The organism is Paenibacillus sp. Marseille-P2973, from assembly GCF_018101095.1.
In the GTDB taxonomy this organism is placed as follows: Bacteria; Bacillota; Bacilli; order Paenibacillales; family Paenibacillaceae; genus Fontibacillus; species Fontibacillus vini.
The window spans coordinates 152246-175607 of sequence record NZ_JAGQEH010000010.1; the positions used below are offsets into that span (position 1 = coordinate 152246).

General features: G+C 50.3%; 19 protein-coding genes and 1 tRNA gene. 4 read left to right on the forward strand and 16 right to left on the reverse strand.

Features of this window, described 5'->3' with window-relative positions:
* Window positions 1-1042: 1042 nt before the first annotated feature.
* The 8 genes from KB559_RS18790 to KB559_RS18825 all read right to left on the reverse strand — a co-directional run bounded on the left by KB559_RS18790 (window position 1043) and on the right by KB559_RS18825 (window position 9098).
* On the reverse strand, window positions 1043-1915 hold the full coding sequence (locus KB559_RS18790) for a UbiA-like polyprenyltransferase (RefSeq protein WP_211023849.1): 873 nt from the start codon (window positions 1913-1915) through the stop codon (window positions 1043-1045).
* Window positions 1899-3227, reverse strand: a complete 1329-nt coding sequence (locus KB559_RS18795; protein WP_211023851.1) for an aspartate aminotransferase family protein — start codon at window positions 3225-3227, stop codon at window positions 1899-1901. The genes KB559_RS18790 and KB559_RS18795 overlap by 17 nt, the downstream gene beginning before the upstream one ends.
* A gap of 268 nt (window positions 3228-3495) precedes the next feature.
* Window positions 3496-5583, reverse strand: coding sequence for a peptidase U32 family protein (locus KB559_RS18800; RefSeq protein WP_211023853.1), 2088 nt, complete (start codon window positions 5581-5583; stop codon window positions 3496-3498).
* 39 nt (window positions 5584-5622) lie between these two features.
* A complete protein-coding gene (locus tag KB559_RS18805; protein WP_211023855.1) occupies window positions 5623-6423 on the reverse strand; it encodes an energy-coupling factor transporter transmembrane component T family protein in 801 nt (266 codons plus the stop codon).
* 2 nt (window positions 6424-6425) lie between these two features.
* Entirely contained in the window at window positions 6426-7319 is an 894-nt protein-coding gene (locus tag KB559_RS18810) for an energy-coupling factor transporter ATPase (protein WP_211023858.1), read from the reverse strand.
* On the reverse strand, window positions 7295-8134 hold the full coding sequence (locus tag KB559_RS18815) for an ATP-binding cassette domain-containing protein (protein ID WP_211023860.1): 840 nt from the start codon (window positions 8132-8134) through the stop codon (window positions 7295-7297). Before KB559_RS18815 ends, KB559_RS18810 begins: the two co-directional genes overlap by 25 nt.
* A 33-nt stretch (window positions 8135-8167) precedes the next feature.
* On the reverse strand, window positions 8168-8722 hold the full coding sequence (locus KB559_RS18820; protein WP_211023862.1) for a Gx transporter family protein: 555 nt from the start codon (window positions 8720-8722) through the stop codon (window positions 8168-8170).
* Window positions 8706-9098: a NusG domain II-containing protein gene (locus tag KB559_RS18825; protein ID WP_211023864.1), complete on the reverse strand. Its 393-nt coding sequence runs from the start codon at window positions 9096-9098 to the stop codon at window positions 8706-8708. Before KB559_RS18825 ends, KB559_RS18820 begins: the two co-directional genes overlap by 17 nt.
* 231 nt (window positions 9099-9329) lie before the next feature.
* Here KB559_RS18825 and KB559_RS18830 point away from each other — a divergent pair, with 231 nt between their 5' ends.
* Window positions 9330-10421, forward strand: a complete 1092-nt coding sequence (locus KB559_RS18830; RefSeq protein WP_211023866.1) for an FAD:protein FMN transferase — start codon at window positions 9330-9332, stop codon at window positions 10419-10421.
* 478 nt (window positions 10422-10899) lie between these two features.
* Here the strand turns inward: KB559_RS18830 and KB559_RS18835 are convergent, their stop codons facing one another.
* The 3 genes from KB559_RS18835 to KB559_RS18845 form a co-directional block, all read right to left on the reverse strand.
* Window positions 10900-12162 carry an ABC transporter substrate-binding protein gene (locus KB559_RS18835; protein WP_211023868.1) on the reverse strand — a complete coding sequence of 421 codons (1263 nt, stop codon included), beginning with the start codon at window positions 12160-12162 and terminating at the stop codon, window positions 10900-10902.
* Window positions 12163-12240: 78 nt separating this feature from the next.
* A complete protein-coding gene (locus KB559_RS18840) occupies window positions 12241-13077 on the reverse strand; it encodes a carbohydrate ABC transporter permease (RefSeq protein WP_211023870.1) in 837 nt (278 codons plus the stop codon).
* Window positions 13077-13958 (reverse strand): carbohydrate ABC transporter permease, encoded by an 882-nt coding sequence (locus KB559_RS18845; protein ID WP_211023872.1) that lies wholly within the window; start codon window positions 13956-13958, stop codon window positions 13077-13079. Before KB559_RS18845 ends, KB559_RS18840 begins: the two co-directional genes overlap by 1 nt.
* A 152-nt stretch (window positions 13959-14110) precedes the next feature.
* Here KB559_RS18845 and KB559_RS18850 point away from each other — a divergent pair, with 152 nt between their 5' ends.
* Entirely contained in the window at window positions 14111-14269 is a 159-nt protein-coding gene (locus tag KB559_RS18850; protein ID WP_114499079.1) for an asparagine synthase, read from the forward strand.
* Window positions 14270-14345: 76 nt separating this feature from the next.
* Here the strand turns inward: KB559_RS18850 and KB559_RS18855 are convergent, their stop codons facing one another.
* Window positions 14346-15356, reverse strand: coding sequence for an anti-sigma factor (locus KB559_RS18855; RefSeq protein ID WP_211023875.1), 1011 nt, complete (start codon window positions 15354-15356; stop codon window positions 14346-14348).
* 2 nt (window positions 15357-15358) lie between these two features.
* A complete protein-coding gene (locus tag KB559_RS18860; protein WP_211023877.1) occupies window positions 15359-15853 on the reverse strand; it encodes an RNA polymerase sigma factor in 495 nt (164 codons plus the stop codon).
* Between the two features lie 187 nt (window positions 15854-16040).
* Between KB559_RS18860 and KB559_RS18865 the strand changes: the two genes are divergently transcribed.
* Together KB559_RS18865 and KB559_RS18870 are read left to right on the forward strand one after the other, a co-directional pair.
* Window positions 16041-17129: a type I restriction endonuclease gene (locus KB559_RS18865; RefSeq protein WP_211023879.1), complete on the forward strand. Its 1089-nt coding sequence runs from the start codon at window positions 16041-16043 to the stop codon at window positions 17127-17129.
* 601 nt (window positions 17130-17730) lie between these two features.
* Window positions 17731-21567, forward strand: coding sequence for a carbohydrate binding domain-containing protein (locus KB559_RS18870; RefSeq protein ID WP_211023881.1), 3837 nt, complete (start codon window positions 17731-17733; stop codon window positions 21565-21567).
* A gap of 61 nt (window positions 21568-21628) precedes the next feature.
* Here the strand turns inward: KB559_RS18870 and KB559_RS18875 are convergent, their stop codons facing one another.
* The 3 genes from KB559_RS18875 to KB559_RS18885 all read right to left on the reverse strand — a co-directional run bounded on the left by KB559_RS18875 (window position 21629) and on the right by KB559_RS18885 (window position 23298).
* Complete coding sequence (locus KB559_RS18875; protein WP_211023883.1) at window positions 21629-22387, reverse strand: SDR family oxidoreductase; 759 nt, start codon at window positions 22385-22387, stop codon at window positions 21629-21631.
* A gap of 156 nt (window positions 22388-22543) precedes the next feature.
* Window positions 22544-23131 (reverse strand): TetR/AcrR family transcriptional regulator, encoded by a 588-nt coding sequence (locus KB559_RS18880; protein ID WP_211023885.1) that lies wholly within the window; start codon window positions 23129-23131, stop codon window positions 22544-22546.
* A gap of 94 nt (window positions 23132-23225) precedes the next feature.
* Window positions 23226-23298 (reverse strand) — tRNA-Thr (locus KB559_RS18885).
* Between the last annotated feature and the right edge of the window lie 64 nt (window positions 23299-23362).

The window sequence follows — 23362 nt, forward strand, 5'->3', positions numbered from 1 at the left end:
GCACCATACTCCTCTTTCGAGCACATTACTGTTCATTGAGCATCATACTCCTTCTTCAGGCAGATTACTGTTCATTGGAGCATCGTACTCCGCCTTCGAGCACATTGCTATTTATAGAGTGCCTTGCCCCGCCTTCGAGCACAATATCATTCATTGGAGCATCATACTCCGCATTCGAGCACATTACTGTTCATTGGAGCATCATACTCCGCTTTCGGGCACATTACTATTCATTGGAGCGTCATACTCCGCTTTCGAGCACATTACTGTTCATTGGAGCGTCATACTCCGCCTTCGAGCACATTACTGTTCATAGAGCGCCTTGCCTCGCCTTTGAGCAAATTACTGTTCATTGAGCACCATACTTCGCTTTCGAGCACATTACAGTTCATTGGAGCACCATACTCCACTTTCGAGCACATTACTGTTCATTGGAGCATTATACTCCGCTTTCGAGCACATTACTGTTCATTGGAGCATCATACTCCGCATTCGAGCACATTACTGTTCATTGGAGCATCATACTCCGCTTTCGAGCACATTACTATTCATTGGAGCGTCATACTCCGCTTTCGAGCACATTACTGTTCATTGGAGCGTCATACTCCGCCTTCGAGCATTTTTCTGCGTATTGGATCGCTTGTAGCATTATCCCTCCCTGCACGTGCTCCCTTTTGCAATTCTAACGGACACCAAAGACGCTATTTGGGCTAAAACCGAGGTTTTGAAATTCTAACGGACATAGCGGACCTTATCGACCTGATTTGAGAGCAAATTTGCTCCCTTTCGCATATTTAAGGTCCCTGGTGACCGTTAGATTTCGAAAAGCGGGAAATTGGCGGAGATAAAGGCTCTCATGTCCGTTAGAAATCCGAAATTCGAGATTCGAGGTTCGAAGCCCGAGATCGTAGATCCGAGTTCCGAGATTCGTGATCAGAGATTCGAGGCCCTAAGCGGAGACCTGAAGAACAAAAAAACACGGCAGTTCCCCAGGGAGCAACTACTCCCGTCGGACTGCCGTGTTTTTTTAAAATGATCTAGCTTAAATCAGAAAATAGTCGCAAAGGGTAAACAACAGGATCACCATGCTGATCACCTGATTTAAGTTGTAGGAAGCTACGTGCATCACTTTGCGATTCGAAGGCTTGATGATTTTGTGCTCGGTCATCAACAGAAAGATAGCGATGGCGATTCCCGCGATGTACAGCCAGCCCAGATGTCGGATCGGGATTAACGCGATCAGCAGCATAACCATGATTAAGTGCAGACCTGCGGCGATACGAAGGCCGTTTTTTAAGCCAAAAATGCTCGGTATGGACCAAAGCCCATGATTCCGGTCGAATTCAATATCCTGGGAGCCGTAAATGATATCGAAGCCGGCAATCCACAGCATCACGACGGTGCCGAGAATGAACGGAGTAAAAGCAAACTGGCCGGTCACGGCAAACCAGGCGCCGATCGGAGCCGATGCGATAGTAAAGCCTAAATACAGGTGGCTCAGGTACGTGAATCGCTTCGTATAAGAGTAAGAAGATATCAGGAAAATGGCAACCGGCGACAAAATAAAGCACAACGTATTCAGCATGGCCGCCGCAAAAATAAAGATGGCGTAGTTGACGACCACAAACAGCAAGACTTCCTTTTCGCCTAGCAGCATGCGCGGCAGGTGGCGATGTGCCGTGCGCGGATTCTGCGCGTCAAAGGTACGGTCCACGATACGATTAAACGCATTGGCTCCATTGCGGGCCCCGATAAGGGCAATCAGCCCCCACAGCATGACGCGCCAGGTCGGGAAGCCTTCCGCAGCCCAGATCATCGAGATGATTGCAAAAGGCAGAGAAAACAATGTATGCGAGAACATGACCAGCTCGCTGTACAGTTTGATTTTGGATCCGACCTTACGGGCGTACTCCATTATCTTTCCCTCCTCTTGCCTCATGCACCGCATCCAAGGAGCGCTCAAGTGCACCCAGCATTTCGGCAATATCATCCTCCGTAATGACCAACGGAGGCTGGAAAGCCAACACATTGCGGCCTACGCCGTTCTTGCCGATGATGAACCCGCGGTCCTTCATCTCCTCCAGCACATCGTCGGCCATCAGAGCGCCGTGCTCGGCGTCATCGGCGCAAAGCTCAGCGCCGATCATCAGGCCGGCGCCGCGCACCTCGGAGACGACGTGCGGATAGCGGGCGGCGACATCCTTCAGACCGGCGAGCAGCAGGCCGCCCAGGCGTTCGGCGCGTTCAGGCAGGTGGTGCGCTTCGATGTAATCGAGCACCGCCAGCGCGGTGACGGACGAGACCGGATTGCCGCCGAACGTGGAGGCCGAAGGCCGCGTAAAGCTGGCGGCAATGATGTCCGTCGAAGCGAACGCGGCCACGGGGACGCCGCTCCCGAGCGCCTTCGCCATGGTCACGATGTCGGGCGTGACGCCCCAGCGATCCATGGCGAACATGCGGCCTGTGCGGCCGAAGCCGGTCTGAATCTCATCGGCGATGAGCAGTACGCCGTACTGCTCCAGCAACGCCTTCACTTCAGGGAAATACCAGTCCGGCGGCACGATGATGCCTCCATTGCCCTGGATCGGCTCCACGATCATGGCGGCGATATCGCCGCCTTTCTCCGCGAGCACCGCCTTCAGGGCATCGATGGAGCGGCGTGCCGCTTCATCGGCGTTTATCCCGCGTTCGTACGGCCGCGGGATGAACGTCACGTCCGCATCCGCGCCAAGCTCCGCGAGCTGCGGGTCGGAGCGCCACATCCGGAGGCCTGTGACGCTCATCGTCAAATACGTCCGGCCGTGCAGGCCCTGCTCCAGCGCAAGAAAGCCCTTCCGCCCGGTATGCAGCCGGGCGAGCAGCAGCGCGCCTTCATTGGCCTCCGAGCCGCTGTTTACAAAGAACGTCCGGCTCAACTCGCCGGGCAGTACCCCCGCCAGCCGTTCCGCCAGTTCGACGTTCGGCTGGGTCAGATAGATCGTGCAGGTATGCTGCAGCGTTCCAAGCTGCTCTGCAGTCCGTTTCACGATCTCTGGATTACAATGCCCGCCGGCCACCACGGAAACGCCGGCAAAAAAGTCAGTATAACACGTACCGTCATGACCGTATAAGTACTGCATTTCTCCCTTGACCAGCTGTGGCGGATTCCGGTAGAAATGACTGGTACATGGGTAAAAGTACTGTTTCCGTTTAGCCAATACACCCTCAGGCCCCAAATAATTTTGCATGTTCACCGCTCCCTTCGCAACTTTCCCATCTCTGTCTTCTCTTCTCAAAAAATAACTGGATAGAATACATCTATTTTTCGGTTTTTCAGCCTAATTAAAAATATAGATGGAAAACCTACAGCTATTTATCCATTTCAGGACCATTAAGGGGTAGAATCCCGAAATTAGATGTAGGTTTTCCAGTTAAATTGGTGCAGGGACTGTTTTCTCGTAAATTAACTGTAGATTTTCCAGTTAATTCACCTTCAATCGAGCCCCAGGTTTTACTTCACACCAGCCCGCTTGTTACGAGTCCAGCCGCTGCCTCAGTATCGACCTTATCAGCTCCAGCTCCGGCCCCAACTCCGGCCACGCCTCCTGCCGGTCCGCCGTCAAATTGCAGTGCGCCCAGCGTGTAGCCGGCGTATACCGGCTTTAATGCCGCGAACAGCTCGACGGCTGTTTCCGGCTCCGCCAAAGCGGCCTTATACGTGGCGACGATTGTCCCCAATTGCTCCGGCCGGTAGGTCGCTCCTTCGATCCGGAAGACGGATAATCCGGCTTCCTTCAATTCCTTCACCAGCGGAAGAAGGCAGAGCTCCTTCGCTAAGGTCAGATGGTTGCGGCCATAGGCGTCGCGGTAAACGGGGTTTTCACCTTTATCCGTCATCAGCACAAGTACGCTGTTGTCCACGAATTGGTTGTCTTCCTCGCCGATCGGCTGGAATACATCGGCATTCTCGTACAGGTCATGCTCCATGTACATCAGAGCAGGAGAGCCGTGGACTATAGCTTCTAGCGGTACAGGGGAATTTGCGAGCAGCGCTGTGAAATCCAGCAGCGGCAGTTCCATCGATGCCGTTAATCGCTCTACACCCAGCTCGCTATAGAATCCGGCAGACAGCCGGTTATAAACATTCAAGTTGAAATCGCCCACAAGAGGATATCCTTTGGAGGCAAATTTGCGAACCGCTCCCAGGTTGGTTACCATGACCCCGTCAATCGGGAGGCGTTCCCCAGACAGCAGCGCATCGTAAATATCAAAATGCAGCTCCGTCATCATCCGCGGCAGACACACATACAACTTTGCCTGCCCCTTAACTGCTGCCAATTCCATAATCTCCGCCTTAGTAAACGGACGATCCGGTTCAAAAACATCGCCCGACAAATAAATGTGGTCGGCCCCGGCTTCCAATGCTGCTTTGGCCTGCGTTACATTATTTACATGCACCGATACTTCGGCAAGGGACTGCTTCTCAGTTCGCCCCGAAGCCGTAAGTAACGTTGCACTCAACTTGTCGCTATGCCGTCCACCTTCATCCATACTTCCGCCGCTCCATTTGTCACGGATTTCATCGAGCCGTTTCACGCCCAACTCCCGTTCCTCCGTCGGCGTACTGAATACTTTTCCCGTACTGTAGAACTTACCGGTCCCCTCATACCGTTTATTGATATTGGACAGCCCTGGGCGCCCAAAGGCATAGGCCGTGGAGAAATCGCGTTTGCGATTCTGATATAGCAGCTCCGTATCCTTACTCCGCTCGAACCCGGCCGGATCGTTGATATAGCGATCTATCGCATCTCCGTAGGCATTCACCAGCATGATGACGAATTCTTTGTCCCGCATGCGTCCCTCGATTTTAAACGAAGTGATACCGCCGTGAATGAGTTCCGGAATATGCTCGTACATGAACATGTCTTTTACGGCAAGCGGGTATTCGGAAGGATAGACGTTACCGTCTTTTTTGATGCGGTAATCCCAGCGGCACGGCTTGAGGCATTTGCCCCGATTGCTGCTCATTCCGAATACCAGGGAACTGAAATAGCAATTAGCCCCATGGACAGAGCACATATCGCCGTGGATAAAATATTCCAGCTCCATACCGGTGACGGCCTGTAAATAGCGTGTCGTATGCAAATCCATTTCACGGGACGTGACGACCCGAGTGACGCCCATCTCTTGAAGCGCTCTAACCATTTCCACGTTATGTACATTCATCATGACCGAGGAATGCACCGGGATCGACAGGTTCAACTGCTTGATCAAAGCAAGTACGGCAAAATCCTGGACGATAATCGCGTCCGGAGCCGCCTGCTCAAGAAACCGCAAATAGTCTTTCGCCTCTTCGATTTCGCCTTCATTTAACAGATTATTTACGGTCACGTAAGCTTTTTTGCCCAAGCTATGAGCGATCTTGACCGCTTCCGTAATTTCCTCCAGCGTAAAATTGTATCCCTTGCGCATCATACGCATATTCAGGCTGGGTCCGCCGAAATAAACGGCATCGCAATTCGCCTTGATAACCTCATTGAATATCTCGAATGTTCCGACCGGTGCAAGCAGTTCGACTTCTCTACCGTTAAAATAACGCGCCACGGTGTTCTCCTCCTCCGTTTTCCCGCTGTAGTAGCAGGTCTATATCCATCTAATTGACAGCACAGCCGCAACAAGCGCCACGTAAGACACCACAAACAAGGTGTCCCGCAAACGCCAGCTCAGCAAATGGTATTCCGATCGGGGCGCCCCGATCACGTACCCCCGGGACTCCATCGACAACACGAGCTCTTCAGCCCTGCGAAAAGCGCTGACCGTGACCGGAACCAGCAACGAGACCAGCATCTTCCCTTTTTCCTTCCAGGGCATCTCTTTCAGATCCGCGCCGCGTGCAGCTTGAGCCTTCAAAATTTTGTGCGTTTCATCCAAAATCGTCGGAATGAACCGCAGTGCAATGCTCATCATAAGCGTCAACCGTTGGGCCGAGATCCCGATAACTCTAAGCGGAGTAAGCACGCCCGCCAGTCCCTGGTTCAGCAAGCCCGGCGTTGTCGTAAACGTAAGGATCGCCGTAAAGGAAACCAGCAGCGCCATCCGCGAGGCGGCGATCAGCCCGCTGCTTAAGCCCCCCGTATACAAAGCCCACGAGCCCAGGCGAAACAGCTCATCCCCCTGTTTCACCGTCAGGCATTGGACCGCAAAAATAAAAACCATCAGTACCCATAAAGGCTTGGCGGCTTTGGCGTAATATTTCAGGGGAATCCGGGTTGAGATCATATACGCCAGCGAGAAAGCCGCTGCGATACCGAGCGCCGGCCAGGAGCCGACGATGACGATGGCGGCCAGATAAAGTATCATTCCAGTCAACTTCGCCCGTGGGTCTACGCCATGGACCCATGATCCGGTATCGATGCTTCGCCCGAACAGTAATTTGTTGCGCATTACTAACCGCCCCCTTCCCTCATGATGCTTTGCCCAGGCCCCTCCAGCAGCCGGGCGACACGCCAAGCCAGCTTCTCCGAGGTCAGGCACGGCTCTTCATCCTCCAGCCCGAAGCGCGCTGCAATCCTGTTCCATGTCGTAATGCAGGCGGGAACCGCCAGCCCGCATTCCTTTTCCAACCAGCCCGATTCGCGGACCATCTCGGCCGGAGAACCCTGGAACACCTTGGCTCCGCCCTTCATCACGATCCATGTATCTACGTAAGGTAGCATCTCTTCCATCCGGTGGGTAACGACGATCACCGTCTTGCCTTGCTCCCGCTGGAGCCGGGACAGCAGCTCGGCCAGTTCGGCCCGGCTCTGCGGATCCAGCGTTGCGGTCGGCTCATCCAGCGCAATAACATCCGGGTCCATCGCCAATACGGAGGCAATGGCCACTTTGCGCATTTGCCCGCCGCTTAGATGAAACGGGTTGCGGGGAAGAAACGAATCGTCAAGACCGACCAAGGCGAGCGCCTTGCTGGCCCGGTCCCTTGCTTCCTCCGCCCCCATCCCGAAGTTCAGCGGTCCGAAACAGAGGTCCTTCTCCACTGTATCTTCAAACAATTGCTGTTCCGGAAATTGGAACACCAGTCCTACGCGCCGCCGCAATTCGCGCAGCGGAGGCTGCTTTTCCCCGGCCTGCAAGGTGAAATCCAGCACCCGGACTTTACCCCCGGTCGGTTTCAATATGCCGTTAAAATGCTGCAGCAGGGTCGATTTGCCGGAGCCGGTTGAGCCGGCAACGGCGGCAAACACGCCTGTTCCCAGTTCCAGGCTAACCTCTTCAAGCGCGCTGTGGCGCCAAAGGCTGCGTTCATCATAGGCGAAGCTTACTTGTTCGAATACAATTGCCATAGCGCTTCCGCCACCTCCTCGCCGCAGTATCCGGCCGGCAAGCGGATACCTTGCCGGCCGAGTTCCCGGACCAGCCGGACTTCGTAAGGAGCGATTAACCGACAGGAATCCAGCAGCTCTTCATCGCCGAACAAATCCCTTGGCTTAAGGTCGGCCGCGATCCCTCCATCCCGCAGCACAATCGCACGGTCCGAAGCCATGATTTCCTCCGAGTCATGGGTAATGGAAATCATCGTGTATTTTCCGCTTTGCTTCATTTCACGCAATATGTTCAACAGTTCTCCCCGTGCCTTCTCATCCAGCATGGAGGACGCTTCATCAAAAATAACGATCCCTGGCTCCATTGCCAAAATAGCCGCCAAAGCAACCCGCTGCTTCTGTCCCCCCGACAATTCGGCGGGGTGTTTGGCCAGCAGGTGGCCGATCTCCAGCTTATCCGCATAACGCTTCACCCGCTCTACCATTTCCGCCCTTGGCAAACAGCGGCCCTCCAAGCCGAATGCAATGTCCTCCTCTACGGTAGCTCCGATAAATTGGTTGTCGGGATTCTGGAATACCATGCCGATCCGGGGGCGAATTTGCTGGACGGTTTCCCTCAACAGAGGAGTTCCTTCTACTATAATGCTGCCGCTGTTCACGGCCAGAAGACCGCCAAGCAGCTTGGCGAGCGTCGATTTCCCGCAACCGTTAGGCCCTACCAGCGACACCCAACTTCCTTGAGGAATGTCGAGAGTTACATCACCGAGAACCGGTTGCTCCGGCCCATATGCAAAAGATACCTGCTGCAATTCGAAAGCAAGCCCGGTCCCTTCCATCGTCTTTTCCCCTTTCCGACATCCATTCTGCAATTAAGCCGCTTCCGTCAGAAATCCGTCGAACAGCGAAAGCTTGGATAACGAAGGAATCAAATACCGTACCGCAATGCCTACGGCAATCCCGGTGAGTACTCCCATAATGAGCAGCATCGGCAGATAGTAGAATATTTTTGTAGTGTTAAAATACAGGGATGCGGCCGTAAGCTGGCCGATATTGTGGGCGATCCCGCCGACAATACTGATCCCGATGGCGCTAAGCCGCTTCCGGCCGACCAACAGCAGAAACCACATGGCCGCAAAGCTGAACAGAGCCCCCATGATGCTGAACAAAAAGCTCGAAAATGTACCGAATATAAATGCCGTAAGCAGCGTCTTGAGCAAGACCATCATTAATGCATCCCTGGCCCTTAGAAAATAAAGGCAAGTTAGCACCATGATGTTGGCCAGACCCAGTTTGGCGCCGGGTACGCTCATATTGATCGGTATAAGTGATTCCACCAAACTAAGCACCACCGCAACCGCGGCGAAAATAGCAACGATCACCGTTCTTTTTAATGCCAGATTCGATTGTTCATTTAACGATGACATCGACATCATCTCCTTCACCGGACGAACCGCTAATTTCCACAATCAACTTATGCGGCAAACACACGATCGTCCCTCCGTTTCGCTCCACGAACCCAAACGTAAGGCAAACTTTGTCCGGACAATCGGCATCGATCATTTCTATTCCATAATCATGGACTTTTAACAGGTTGTATCCGAACTCGGTTTTGATTTCCACGGTTTGCTCTTCCCCGGTCAACTCCACCGTACGGAACAACTTTCCGTCAACCGTAATTTTTGCTACGCGTTTTTCATTGTGATCTTTTTCACTTGAGTCCCCACCGAGCCACCTCGGGACCAAAAACGCTGCGGCAATGACAACAATTAAGCCGATAAGTAGGATATCTCCGCGTTTCATGGCAAACTCCCTTATTTTTTAATTATATAAATCTTAGATGAACCCATTATACCTGTAACATTCCTCACGGCCGTGTGATATTTGTCGCTTTCCAAGAAGCTTTTCACAAAATCCTCACTTAAGAAGGAATTTTATAGGATAATTATTACTTTGTGAATAAAAGTACTTTTAGCACCGATTACTTTCTGCTAAAATCAAGGGCGAAATGACAGGAGAAAAGAGGCTACGAATATGAAAAAAAACAAATCGGCAATCCTGTTGGTGGCTTTATCCATGGTCGCGGCATTGCTGGGCGGATGTTCCGGAAACGGTACTTCGTCAGAGACCGGAACCGCTGTCGGCTCGAAAGCATCGAAAAACCAGACTGTTGAACCGTTGGGCCAAACCTTTTTTATTTTTGATACCGTGGTAAACGTCAAAATATATGACAACCGGGCTACTTCGAAAAATTTCGAGGAGCTCGACGCCTTGATGCAAGAAATAGATGGCAGAATCAGCCGCACGGCGGAGGGAAGCGAGATTTACCAGGTCAACGCCAATTCCGGTGTGGCACCAGTAAAAGTGTCCGAGGAGACCTACGATCTTGTCTCCACGGCGCTGGACTACGCCAAACGGACGGACGGACGATTCGATCCGGCGATCGGGAACCTGGTGACTTTGTGGAATATCGGTCATGAAGGCGCCCATGTTCCAGCAGTTGAAGATATTGCCATTGCCCAGGCGCTTTGTGATTACACTAAAATCGATATGAACGCCGACAAGCATGAAATCTTTTTGCAGGAAAAAGGAATGGCGATCGATTTAGGCTCTATAGGCAAAGGCTACGCCGCAGACCGGATTTACGATTATCTGGCAGAACAAGGCTTTAACAGCGCCATTATCGATTTGGGCGGGAATGTTTACGCTATGGGGAAAAAGCCGAACGGGAACCTTTGGACTATTGGAATTCAGGATCCCGACCAGGAACGGGGCAACCCGATCGGTAACATTAAAGTCGAAGACAAAACCGTGGTCACCTCGGGGATCTACGAGCGTTTCTTTATCGAGGACGGCAAGTTGTACCAGCATATCATCAATCCGAAAACGGGTTACCCCGTGGATAATGGCATCAGCAGCGTAACGATCGTAACCAACCGGTCCACGGACGCCGATGCGCTCTCCACGACACTGTTTGTCCTTGGCATAGAGGAAGGTCTCGCCTTCATCGAGAATACTCCCGATACCGAAGCTTTATTTATTTCGAAAGACAAGAAATTATACGCCACTTCGGGCTTCAAAGAGCTTCTGACCAAAACGAACGACGACTATGTATTTGCGAATTAATTTTGCCGGCTCGCCTTATTCATCATCCCCTCTCCGCTTCTTTGAAGCGGAGTTTTCTTATGCTGCTTTGAAAATCACCGTTGACTTTTCATGAAATTTGCAGTAATATGAATAATTAGATTGTTAAACCCCATATAGCAGTTCCTCAAAAGATTATAACTCTCCTAATACCAGATCGGTATAAAATTCCTTATTTGATTGACCCAAAGAGTAAGAATTTTCGTGTATTTCTAATTCACGCTGGCGCGGTCATCGGAGCCGCAAGGACAAATGAGAGGTAGGGCTTTTGTTGTTTTGGAAACCGTTAAACAGTTGCGGTTGTAGTCTAGGCAGGAACCATAACGTTGCACCTTCAACGTGTACATGAAGGCGCGGGTTGCAATATAAATCCCATGGGAATATACAAAGAAACCAAAAGCAAGCGTCACGCGGATGTGTCTCATCCGTATGACGCTTGCGTCCATGTTGTGGCCTTTTTTCACTCCACGCTCAGGTTATCCCAGTTCATCTGAAATTGCTCCAGCATTTCCTGCTTATCGATTTTTCCGCCGATATAAGCCTGAATGCTGCTGGCGATTTCAGGCGCCATCCCGTTCGGGAACCGGAACCAGTTCCAGGTCAGCGCTTTGTCGGCGTCCGTATAGTTCAGCACTTCCATCCCCAGCACTCCCAGATCTTCCTCATTTCCTTGAATGCTGTCGAACGCCGGAATGAATTTGAATTCCTTGGTGATGTATCTTTTGCCCGTCTCGGAAGTCACCAGCCAATTAAGGAATTCCTTAGCCTCTTCTTTGACCGGGGAATCCTTATAAATGACCCAGTTGTTCGGCACGCCTACAAACAGCTTGTCGTTGTCTTCCGCCGAATCATCGACCGGCATCGGCAGAATACCCATGTTCAGGTCCGGGTTGATCCCGTCGAGCTGCACCTGGGTCCAGTTCCCTTGCTGCAGCATGGCCGTTTTTCCTTCCGCAAACATCGTTACCTGCGTATTGTAATCCGTGGTCAGCGGATTCGGGTTGCCGTATTCCAGCGTCAAATCGAGCAGCTCGGTCCACTGCTTGAAAACCGGATCATCCGCAAACTTATACTTGCCGTCCGTTAATCCCTGAATGAACTCCGCCGGATCCTTTTGATTGGCGAATGCCGCATTGACGTTATGGTTTCCGAGCACGAACCACTCCTGGTATCCGTTGGAGAACGGTATGATTCCCGCCGCCTTCAGCTTCTCGGCCGCTTCCCGCAGTTCGCTGAGTGTCACAGGCTTCTCCTTGATTCCTGCTTTTTCAAACAAGTCCTTATTATATATAAAGCCGTAACCTTCCAGGTTCACCGGCTGTCCGTAAAGCTTGCCGTCCTTTGTCATCGGCTCCTTGGCAATTTCCTTGGCGTCCTTCACCCAAGGCTCGTCCGACAAATCTTCCAGGTATTCCTGCCACATTTCCATCTCCGTAAATCCGCCGATATTAAAAATATCCGGTTCTTCGCCCGAAGCGAATTTGGACCGCAAGGATGCTCCGTAATCGCTCCCGCCGCCGACGGTCTGGATATCCAGCTTGATGTCCGGATGTTCTTTTTCATATTCCGCCTTCAGGCGTTCCATGGCTTCCGCAATTTCCACCTTAAACTGAAAAATATGCAGTACTTTACGCTTCCCGTCCATCTCCGGCCCGCTTTTGCCGCATCCGGCAACCAGCAGCGCCATGACGAGCAGGAGCAAGAGTTGTCTGCCCAGTTTCATTTCGGTTCACCCTCCTTTGCCCTTCTTTGCCCTTTTGCTTTATCTATCAAGCATAATGCGCACTAAGATGCGATAACGTTATCCTTTTACCGAGCCTTGGGCGATGCCCTCGATAATATATTTTTGCATGGCCAGGAAAAAGATAACTACCGGCGTAATGCCCAGAACTAAAGCCGGAAGCGCTAAATTCCACTGCTTGGTATACTGCCCGAAGAAAGCGAACGTCTCGATCGGGATTGTAAACAACTCCGGTTTCTGCAAAATCAGGGACGGCATCAGATAATCATTCCAAATCCATAAGGTGTTCAAAATGATGACCGTTACCGCAATCGGCTGCATGAGCGGCAAAATAATGCGGAAGAATGTACCGTAAGCGGTGCATCCGTCAACCCGGCCGGCTTCTTCAATATCCAGCGGAACCGATTTGACGAACCCATGGAGCATGAACACCGTAAGCGGTGCGCCAAAGCCCAGATAGCAGATCACCAGTCCCCAAATCGAGTTCATAATGCCTAGCAGGCTGGACACTTTGACCAGCGGGATCATGATCGCCTGAAACGGGATGACCATCGCCGCGACAAACGCAGCATATAAGAACCGGTTATACCGGGTCGGCTTGCGGGCCATCCGGTAAGCAGCCATCGAGCACATCAAAACGAGCAGCAAGTTACTCGCCACCGTGACGAGCAGCGAATTGCCGAAGGCTTTGGGAAACGAGGTCTTTTTCCATGCTTCCGCATAGTTCCCCCACTGAAAAACATTCGGCCATCCGGCCGAATCGGTCAGAATTTCGCCAAAGCTTTTCAATGAATTCACGATCAGAAAATAAAAAGGCACCAGAAATACCAGTCCGCCGAGAATGAGCAGCGCTTCGATCAAAATCATTCCGCCGCGATAGCGTTTGGCTGTATCCATTACATTTCAACCTCCCTGCTCTTGGTCGCCCGGACCTGAAGAATCGAAATTAGCGCGACTATAACGAAGAAGATGATCGCCTTTGCCGAGCCCATGCCGAATCGGCTGATATTGAAGGCTTCGTTGTAAATGTTCAGGGCTACCGATTCCGTCGATTTAAACGGGCCGCCTTTGGTCAGAGAGAGGTTCAGATCAAACAGCTTGAACGACCATGAGAGTGCCAGGAACAGGCACACCGTGACCGCAGGCATAACGAGCGGAATGATGACACTTCTCAGCACCTGTCCGCGCCCGGCCCCGTCAACCTTGGCTGCTTCGATCAGGCTCTTCGGTACATTGTTGATGGCGGAAATATATATAACCATGAGATAACCCGCGTTCTGCCAGACGAACACAATGACGATCGCCCAGAAGGAAGTCGCTTCCGTCCCGAGCCACGGGAGATTAAAAAAGGACCAGCCGGTAGCCCCGCCGATCGACGCAAAGCCCCGTACGAAAATAAACTGCCAGATAAAGCCGAGCAGCAATCCTCCGATTACATGGGGCATGAAAAAGACCGTCCTCATCACGTTACGCGTATATAGACGCTTTGTTAAGAAATAGGCGAGCAAGAAGCCCACTACATTCGTGAGCAACACGCCCAACACCGTAAATTTCGCCGTGAACCAGAACGAATTCAGAAAGGCGGGATCCTTGGTAAAAATATGGGCAAAGTTCCGCAGCCCGACCCCATCCACTTGTCTGGAAATCCCGTTCCAGTCGGTAAACGCATAATATAAGCCCAGAAAAAACGGGACCGCTACGATCAATACAAAAAATATCGTCGAAGGCCCCACAAACACCAACTGCTGTATCTGCTGGGACGTCTTTCTCCGTGTCATCCAGGTCTCACCCCTTAGCTAACTGTTTTGACCTCTTTTTACCCTTGGGGGCAAAGGATTGAATCTTCACTCTCTCTTGTCGATGAATAATTCAGGCGCTCCTATCCCAGAATAAAGTTGTCTTTCCAATCCAGTCCAAAGGGGTGTTTTGCATGCGTGAAGGCTTGATTCCTACTGTTCTTGGAGCTGTAGTATCCGCTTCTGCCGCATCACTGCTTGGAAGCAAGTACAAACTTGCTGCAACCGGAGCTCTCGGTTTCGGCCTGGCCCATATCGTGCTCGGCGCCATCGATCTAATCGAGCACCGCTAGCCTTGACAGAAAGACAAAAAGAGAGGGACTACCCCGCATGCAGCTCGTTCTGCTGAAGGATAGTCCCTTTTTTAACTTAATAGGTTTCGGTAACCGCCCCTAGGGCAGCCGCTCTTACGTAACTCTGTCCACGAAGGGCTTGCAGTTCCTCTGCCGTTCCGGTCACGACGACACCAAGAAGGCGCACGTCACTTTCATCCGGTTGCTGTTTGTCTTTTTTGAGATAGTTATTGATGCGTTCATATTCCTTGGTGTAACGGCCCTTTTGCTTCAATCCAAATTGCAGATCCTGCAAAAAATCTTTGACCTCAACCTGCTCCCAATCCGGCCGTACGCCAAATCCATAGACGCCAAAAGTCTTAGTCATCGGAGTAGGGTAGCTGGTCTCGCCCCGTTCATCTTTATACGGCTTGAAATTGAAGGTTTCCCGATTATCGAAAGTGTCGACCCAATACCAGACCGGCGTTACTTCTCCCGGGAGCATGGCCCGAACCTCATCAAGTGAGTAGTCCTTATCAAACGAAATCGCCATCTCTGCCGCCTTGTTCGCACCCATTTTCCCCACCAAGTCGAGGTCATTGACTATTTTCCCGTTATAATCCACGCCCGGCACATAAAACATCAATTCCCGTTGTCCATTGGAGGCATTGTAAGGTCGATAGTACATATAATTTTTCGCTTTCATATCGGGGTCTACTACGGTCACGTTCCCAATGTTTCCGCTTAATCCCGTGAATTTCAGGAATCCGGGTACTTTGTATTCCGCCATTCGGCTTCCCCAGGGAACCGGCACGCCCTCGACGATTTTATAGCTTGAAAATTCAAGCGTGCCTGATAAAAATCCCGTTTGATTCTTATATCCCGATTCGTATTCGTTCGGACTCGTCATCGTCATATGCAGCCATTCTTCATTCAGCGCTTTGTCGCCTGCCCGATAAGTCAGCTGAAGCGCGCCGAATTGCACAAGAGTTATGGCAACGATACTCGCAACGAGCGAGATGAGGATGTTGCGAATCCAGGTCTTCCTCTTGGCTCTTTTAATGACTTTGCCGAATTGTTTGTCATCTTCTTCCCAAGGTTTCGTCATATTTATTTCTCGCCTCCGTATTTATTCTTGAATTGCTGCCGGGCGCGAAACAGCGTGGCCTTTACGGCTTCCGTCGTCATTCCCAGCAGCTCCGCAATTTCTTGATACGATAACTCCATCTCGTATTTCAGCAAAATCAGCTGCTTGTGCAGCGGCTTTAACTGCGCCAGCGTCTGTTCAATTTCCTCGCGCCGTTCACGCTGAAGCAATCGTTCCTCCGGCTCTTCCTTTTCCGGCGCCTGAACGTCGGGAATTTCGGCCTGATAGGCGTAACGCTTTTCCCGTCGGCATAAATCGAAGTACCGGTTGATCGCCACCTTATACATCCAGGCACTGAATTTGTTTTCTTCAATAGCCTCAATATAGAGAAACGCTTTATATAACGTTTCCTGTACAACATCTTCCGCGTCGGCTGCAGAGGCACCCAAACGAATTAAATACCTGCGGATTTCTCCGCATTTAAGTTGAAGCGCTTGTTGAAGCTGCCCGGGCCCCATTCTGCACCTCCTTTCGGTTGTATAACGGCCGAAGCCGGGAAATGTTATTTTCTTGACTGCTCAATTTACGGATAATGGATATATAATCTGCTAAATTCCACTATGATTTGTTATCATTTGGAAGGATAAACTTACATATAGGTCGAAAGTTATACAAACTAGATTTTCACAGCAAATACTCCAACCGATGGGGACATTTCAGGAGATATTTGAAGTGGAATTTGCAGATCAAATTCGTGCCTTGGCGAAGAGGGTACAAAAACTAAAGGATAGCATTTTGACAGAAGAAGCGACGAAAACATCAGTAATTATGCCGTTCTTTCAAACCCTAAATTATGATGTGTTTAATCCGGAAGAATTCCTTCCGGAATTTGTAGCAGATGTCGGTATAAAAAAAGGCGAAAAAGTAGACTATGCTATAATGCAAAACAAAAAGCCTATCATCTTAATTGAGGCAAAATGCATTCAAGAACAACTTACTAAACACGATTCGCAACTTTTCAGATACTTTGGCACAACTGAAGCAAAGTTTGCGATTCTCACGAATGGGGTAGTCTATAAATTTTACACTGATTTGGAAGAACAAAATAAAATGGACGCCACTCCCTTTTTTGAATTAAATTTATTTGATCTTCGAGATCATCAGATTGCGGAACTCAACAAATTTAAGAAAGATTTATTTGATGTTGATAGTATCAACACCACAGCTGCCGAGTTAAAATACACAAATGAAATTAAACGATTTCTAAAAGAACAATGGGATAACCCCACTGATGACTTTGTGTCGGTCATTCTCTCGGATGTATATCTCGGAAAGAAAACCAGACAAGTTATTGAGAAATTTAATGGGATCGTTAAACGGTCATTAAAAGAATTTGTAAACGATATCCTGAATGACAAATTACAATCGGCTCTCGCAAATACAAACTCGGAACAAATTTTAAATAGGGAAGTGGCCCCAACAAGTGAGGTCCTCTCCAACGAGGGGCCTGAAGTCGTCACAACTCAAGAGGAAATAGAAGGGTATATTACTATCCGAATTTTATTGAAGGATATATTAGCCCCAGAACGCATTAATTATCGTGACAACCTAAGTTACTTTAATATTCTACTGGATAATAATATTAGAAAGTGGATTTGCCGCATCTATTTAAATAGTTCCAATAAGGCTATCCAATTTAACGATGAAGATAAAACAATGATCTCAATAAATGATATCTCCGATTTAATATTTCATAAGGAAAAAATCATCCAGACGGCTCAAAAATTCATTTAATAACTCAAACCACATAAAAAAGCGGGTCCCAAATTCGGAATCCGCTTTTTTGTGTAAGAAGCTGACTTAGATTCAAGTTTTAGGAACATCGCACCCTTCTGCCCGATCGTTTGCTGTATTGCATACTCCCACCATCGTTCCCCCTCTTGCTTCAACTTCTCATAAAATGGGGCAAGACTTTTTTCCTGTAGTTCTTTGGGATTATTGCCCAACTTTAGGTTGACTAATTAAAATTTGCAGTATAACATACGCATTAACCAACCTACATAAGCCTCTCTAAAACCGATCCAACATGATGCTTCGCTTTCTCTTTTGCGCAAACGTTTGCCCAATAGTTTGGACTGCAATTATGAATCGCTACGGTTATTGGCTGCCCTCCAACTACGGATCCCTTTTACATTAGCCCATAATCGCTCCAATATTCTGCAAAGCAGTCACACCTTGGCGAGAGCAATGATCTTCCCCGGCAGAACCACTCCATCAGAAAGGAGGACAGGGATTTATACGAATCTATTATTGAAAGCGCATTATATGTCATTAACCCCAATAAAAGGAGTGATAACACGTAATGGATTTGAGAAAAGCATGGTTTGGAATATTCATGGCATTCATTCTAGTTTTATCAACCTTCACCCCTTCTTTTGCTGATCCGGCCAGTCCCTCGGCTACCGCGTTGGATAATGCTGCTGCGGCTTCGCCTAGCTTAAAGATTCACTTCAAAAAACCGGGAAACTGGGGAACTCCCCAACTTTATTACTACCAGACCAGTCCGAGCGTTACCGAACCCGCCTGGCAATCATCCCCGACCATGAACGCGGAACAAGGCGACTGGTATGTTTACACTATTGAAGGGGTCTCCAGTGCAAGAGTGATTTTCAAAGACAGCAACGGCAACCAGATGCCGGCGGCTAACCAGTCCGGTATGTTCAGGGATAAAGAAGGATGGTATAGCGGGACCAATTGGAGCGATAGCAACCCTAATCCTGTAGATACGGTTCCCCCGGATGTACCATCCGGCTTGACGAGCACGGCCAAAACGGACACCACCGTGACGCTATCCTGGGCCCCTGCTTCGGATAATGCCGGCGGAAGCGGATTGTCCGGGTATCTGGTCTACCGGAACGGGGCGCAAGTCGGCTCGGAAACGACCGCTACCACCTTTACGGATACCGCGCTCCTCCCCGAGACGGAATACGTCTACATGGTCAAGGCAAAAGACAAAGCAGGAAACGTATCATCCGCCAGCAACACTCTATCGGTGACTACCAACCCTGCGGGGAGCACAAACAAAGTAACCATTTACTACAAAATGGGTTATGCAGCACCTTACATCCATTACCGGCCTGCAGGCGGCAATTGGACGGCAGTACCGGGCATCAAAATGGAGAATGCCGAAATGCCGGGATATGCCAAATCGACTATCGATATTGGAGCCGCGGCCCGGCTTGAAGCTTGTTTTAACAACGGAAGCGGGCAATGGGACAGCAACAACGGCAACAATTACTTTTTTAATCCAGGAACCTGGACTTACTCCGCTGGAGTAATCACCCCGGGCGCTCCTTCCGGTGGTTCAACGGACACCACGCCACCTGCCGTGCCGGCCAATTTGGCTGTGACGGGCAAGACTTCCACGACAGTGACCATATCGTGGTCCCAAAGCTTGGATAATGAAGGCGGAAGCGGCCTACAAGGGTACGAAGTTTACCGGGACGGTAGCTTGGTTGACGCCAATGTAACGGCGACATCCTATACGTTTAACGGCCTGACGGCATCTACCGCTTATTCGTTTACGGTACTGGCCAAGGACAAAGCGGGGAATAAATCCTCCCAGTCCGCCCCTCTTCCCGTGACGACTTCAGAAGCGGGCGCAGGGAACCAGGCTATCGTCTACTATTACACCAAGACGCGGGCCTGGTCTCAGGTCAACATTCACTACTCCCCAGCCGGAGCCGCATGGACAACTCCTCCGGGAGTGAAAATGGCGGAGGAAGCCTGCGGTGATTGGACCAAAATCACGATCAATCTCGGGGAAGCGACCAGCATGAAAGCCACGTTTAACAACGGCTCGGTATGGGACAATAACAACGGCCAAAATTATGTGATCGGCACGGGAATCACAACCGTTAAGGACGGCGTGGTCACTGCCAATGCAATGAGCCCTTGCGCTCCTTTACCTGAAGATAATCTCCCCCCTTCGGTACCGGGAAATGTGACAGCGGTTGCAAAAGACCTCAGCATTACCTTGACCTGGAGCGCTTCGATCGACAATGAGAACGGAAGAGGCGTAGCGGGGTATGAAATCACGCGTACAGGCGGAAGCGACGGTCAAAAGGTATATACGACTACCAGAACCGATTTTACGGAAACAAAACTTGAAGCGCAAACGACATACACTTATACGGTAAAAGCTTTTGACAAGGCTGTTCCATCCAACAAGTCGGCGGCCAGCCAGCCGGTCTCCGCCAAAACAGGCGATGCTCCGCTTCCTCCAGTCGGCGGGACGCCGCTTGGCGGCGATGCCCGCGAAGATTCCATTTACTTTGTCATGACCGCCCGCTTTTATGATGGGGACTCCTCGAATAACCGCGGCGGGCAGTACAATGTATCTTCGGGAAATGCGGCCAACAATGACCCGATGTTCCGGGGCGATTTTAAGGGACTGATGGAAAAGTTGGATTATATCAAAGCCCTCGGTTTCTCGGCGATCTGGATTACTCCGGTCGTGCTGAACCGCTCCGATTATGATTTCCATGGTTATCACGGTTACGATTTCTACCGGGTAGATCCTCGCCTGGAGTCGAGCGGGGCAAGCTACCAGGATCTGATCAACGAAGCCCATAACAAAGGAATCAAAATTATTCAGGACGTTGTATACAACCACTCCAGCCGGTGGGGAGCGAAAGATTTGTTTACGCCAACCGTATTCGGGGTTCGCGATTCGCAGTGGAGTTGGTATTATGACGAAAAAATTCCGGGGCTGGAATATGACGGCCTTTATCCGAATGATGTCTCCGCCAAGGCTTATAACGGCGACATATGGTCTACGGAGGAGCCTGCCGGGAACACCTGCCGGAATTGGGGAACGCCGACACAGTTCTACAGCAAGGAAGGTTATCGCATTTATAACTGTCAATGGCCTAATGCAACTTCCGGCATGTTCCCTACCGAATACTATCATCCATGCTGGATCGGCAACTGGGAAGGCGAAGATTCCCGCAGTTGCTGGCTCCACGAGGATCTGGCCGACTTCAACACGGAGAGCAAGCCTGTACAGGATTATTTGATTGGAGCCTATAACAACTTCATCGATATGGGGGTGGATGGTTTCCGGATCGATACCGCCGTCCATATACCGCGAGTGACGTGGAACCGCCACTTCCTTCCTGCCGCCCAGGAGCACTCCGCGGCCAAATTCGGCGATAAAGGAGAAAACTTCTTCATGTTCGGCGAGGTCGGGGCGTTCGTCAACGACAAGTGGAATCGCGGATCAGTCAACCATTCCGCCCAATTTTTCACCTGGAAAGAACGCAAAGAATATAGCGCCAACGATGAAGTCGCGGCTTTAGAGCAATACAATTACGAAAATCAGCTCGGGACGGCCAATCAGCCTACCTCGGACAATGCTTTCCTTCGAGGAAACAATTATCATGAGCCCGACCACAGCAAGTTCTCCGGCATGAACATCATCGACATGCGGATGCACATGAATTTCAGCGAAGCGGTCAATGCCTTTCATAACGGCAGAGATTCGGACGATGCGACCAATGACGCCACCTATAACGTGGTCTATGTCAGCAGTCACGACTTCGGTCCGAACAAATCGAGCACCGCCTACAATGGAGGAACCGGCGCCTGGGCGGAAAACATGAGCTTGATGTGGACGTTCCGGGGCATCCCGACCATCATGTACGGCGATGAAATCGAATTCCAGGCCGGTGAACAAATTGACTGCGGGCCAACCTGCCCGCTGGAAGAAACACGCCGTGCTTATTTCGGCGATGAAATTGAAGGAACCGTGGTGGCAAGCGATTTCGGCAAGGTGGCTTCCGCTTCCGGCAAAGTCGCCGAAACGCTGCAAAAACCGCTGGTCAAACATCTGCAGCGGTTGAACCAAATTCGCCGGCAGATTCCTGCCTTGCAAAAAGGCCAATATTCAACCGAAGGCATTACAGGAAAAATGGCATTTAAACGCCGGTACACGAATGCTGCGGAAGGCGTTGACAGCTTTGCGCTTGTAGCGATCAGCGAATCCGCGACTTACACCGGTATTCCGAACGGCACCTACAAAGACGCCATTACAGGCGATGTGAAAACCGTGACGAACGGCACCTTATCCGTTTCCTTGTCCGGTATCGGCAACCTTCGCGTTTACGTGCTGGATCTGCCGGGCAACCCTGCTCCGGGTAAGATCGGCGAAAGCGGTCCTTATCTGAAATAGCTTGCAAGATACAAAAAAAGCGCGTCTTCCTCCCCAGGAAGACGCGCTTACTCATTTTTTATTAATATGCGGTCCAGCCGGCATCGGCCGTAATTACCGTACCGTTTACGAAGCTGGACTCGTCCGATGCCAGGAACAAAGCCACCTTGGCAATCTCTTCAGGCTTACCCACACGCGGGTTAATCTCCATGCCGAGCTGCTGTTTACCGAAGCCGAATTGGCTGATACCTTGCATGGAGGCCCCGATGTTCGTTTCCACGCCGCCCGGAGCGATCGCGTTGCAACGAATGCCTTCGGTTGCATACATATAACCCGTGTTTTTGGTGAAGCCGACAACAGCATGCTTCGACGCCGTATAAGCTGCGCCTGCACGAGCACCATTAAGTCCGCCAGCCGAAGCCACGTTGACGATAACTCCCTTTTTCTTCTCAAGGAAGATCGGCAGCACTTTACGAGTCGAACGCATTACGCTGGTCGTATTGATGGCAAATACTCTTTCCCATTTATCATCGTTGATTTCGCCGGCCGGCTCCATGCCGTCCATAATTCCTGCATTGTTGAGGAGGATATCTACCGTACCGTAATTTTGAACGGTCGTGTCGATCAGGTTTTGAATGTCTTCTTCAACTGCCACATTTGTCTTAATGGCAAATGCCGTCCCGCCCTGGGATTTGATTTCTTCGACCGTAGCCTGGGCTCCTTCCAGATTCAAATCCGAAACGGCCACTTTCGCTCCTTCTTTAGCAAAAAGCAAAGCAATTTGTTTACCCATACCTGAAGCTGCACCGGTTACTACCGCTACTTGGTTTTGAAGTTTCACTTTCAAATACCTCCCGAAATATTCACAATTCATAGGTTAGATTGTGAATAATGTTATTGCGCTATGCACCTTCAGTATAGATAAAGCCTGATTTCACTACAATCATTAAACATTCAATAAATGTCCATTAACGTACACATTGCAGCCGATTGTTCGTTATCTTTTGTTGATCTTGGTTGAAGTCGGCCTCCAGTTAATCATTCGGACCAATTGATCCTGCATATAATCCGGCGAATATTGGAACCCGCTCTCAATCCAATGGAAAACAAGGCCTAACAGGGCATTCATCGAATAAATCAAAAGAAACTCCCGATTAATCGAATCATGAGTATAGTCCAAATCCTCCGCGGCTATCTGCATTAGCGAGGCGGATATCTTTTCCTTGAATAGAGGCAAAACCTCACTTTTAAATAAGATCGTATATACGGAAGAGCTTCGATAGAAGTGATCGAAGATTTTCACTGAATTCGCGGGCAATTCGTCGATCCTGAACATTTCCACTTCCTCGTACGGAGCCCGGAATGACTGCTTCAATTCATCGATCAATTTTGAAAAAACGTCGTCCAGCAGCATTTCTTTGCTTTCATAGTGGGCATAGAACGTCCCCCGGTTATAGCCCGCCTTCTCGACGATTTCCTTGACGGATATAGCATGAAAGGCTTTGTCCGCCATCAGATCCAACAAGGCTTGCCTTAGCGCGGCCGTGCTTCGGGAAATGCGTTTATCTGTTTTTTCTTGGCTCATGAACGTCCCCCCCTTTATATCTCACTCATTATTCTATACAAAAAACGCGACCCCCGGAAATTCCGGAAGCCGCGCCGTGCTTGAATCTTAAAGATGCTGATGAAGGGATTCGAACCCCCGACCTACGCATTACGAATGCGTTGCTCTACCAGCTGAGCTACATCAGCAGATTCACTTTTAAAGTGAAACAAAAATTATTATACTCCGTTTCCGGAATATTGCAAGGGCCAA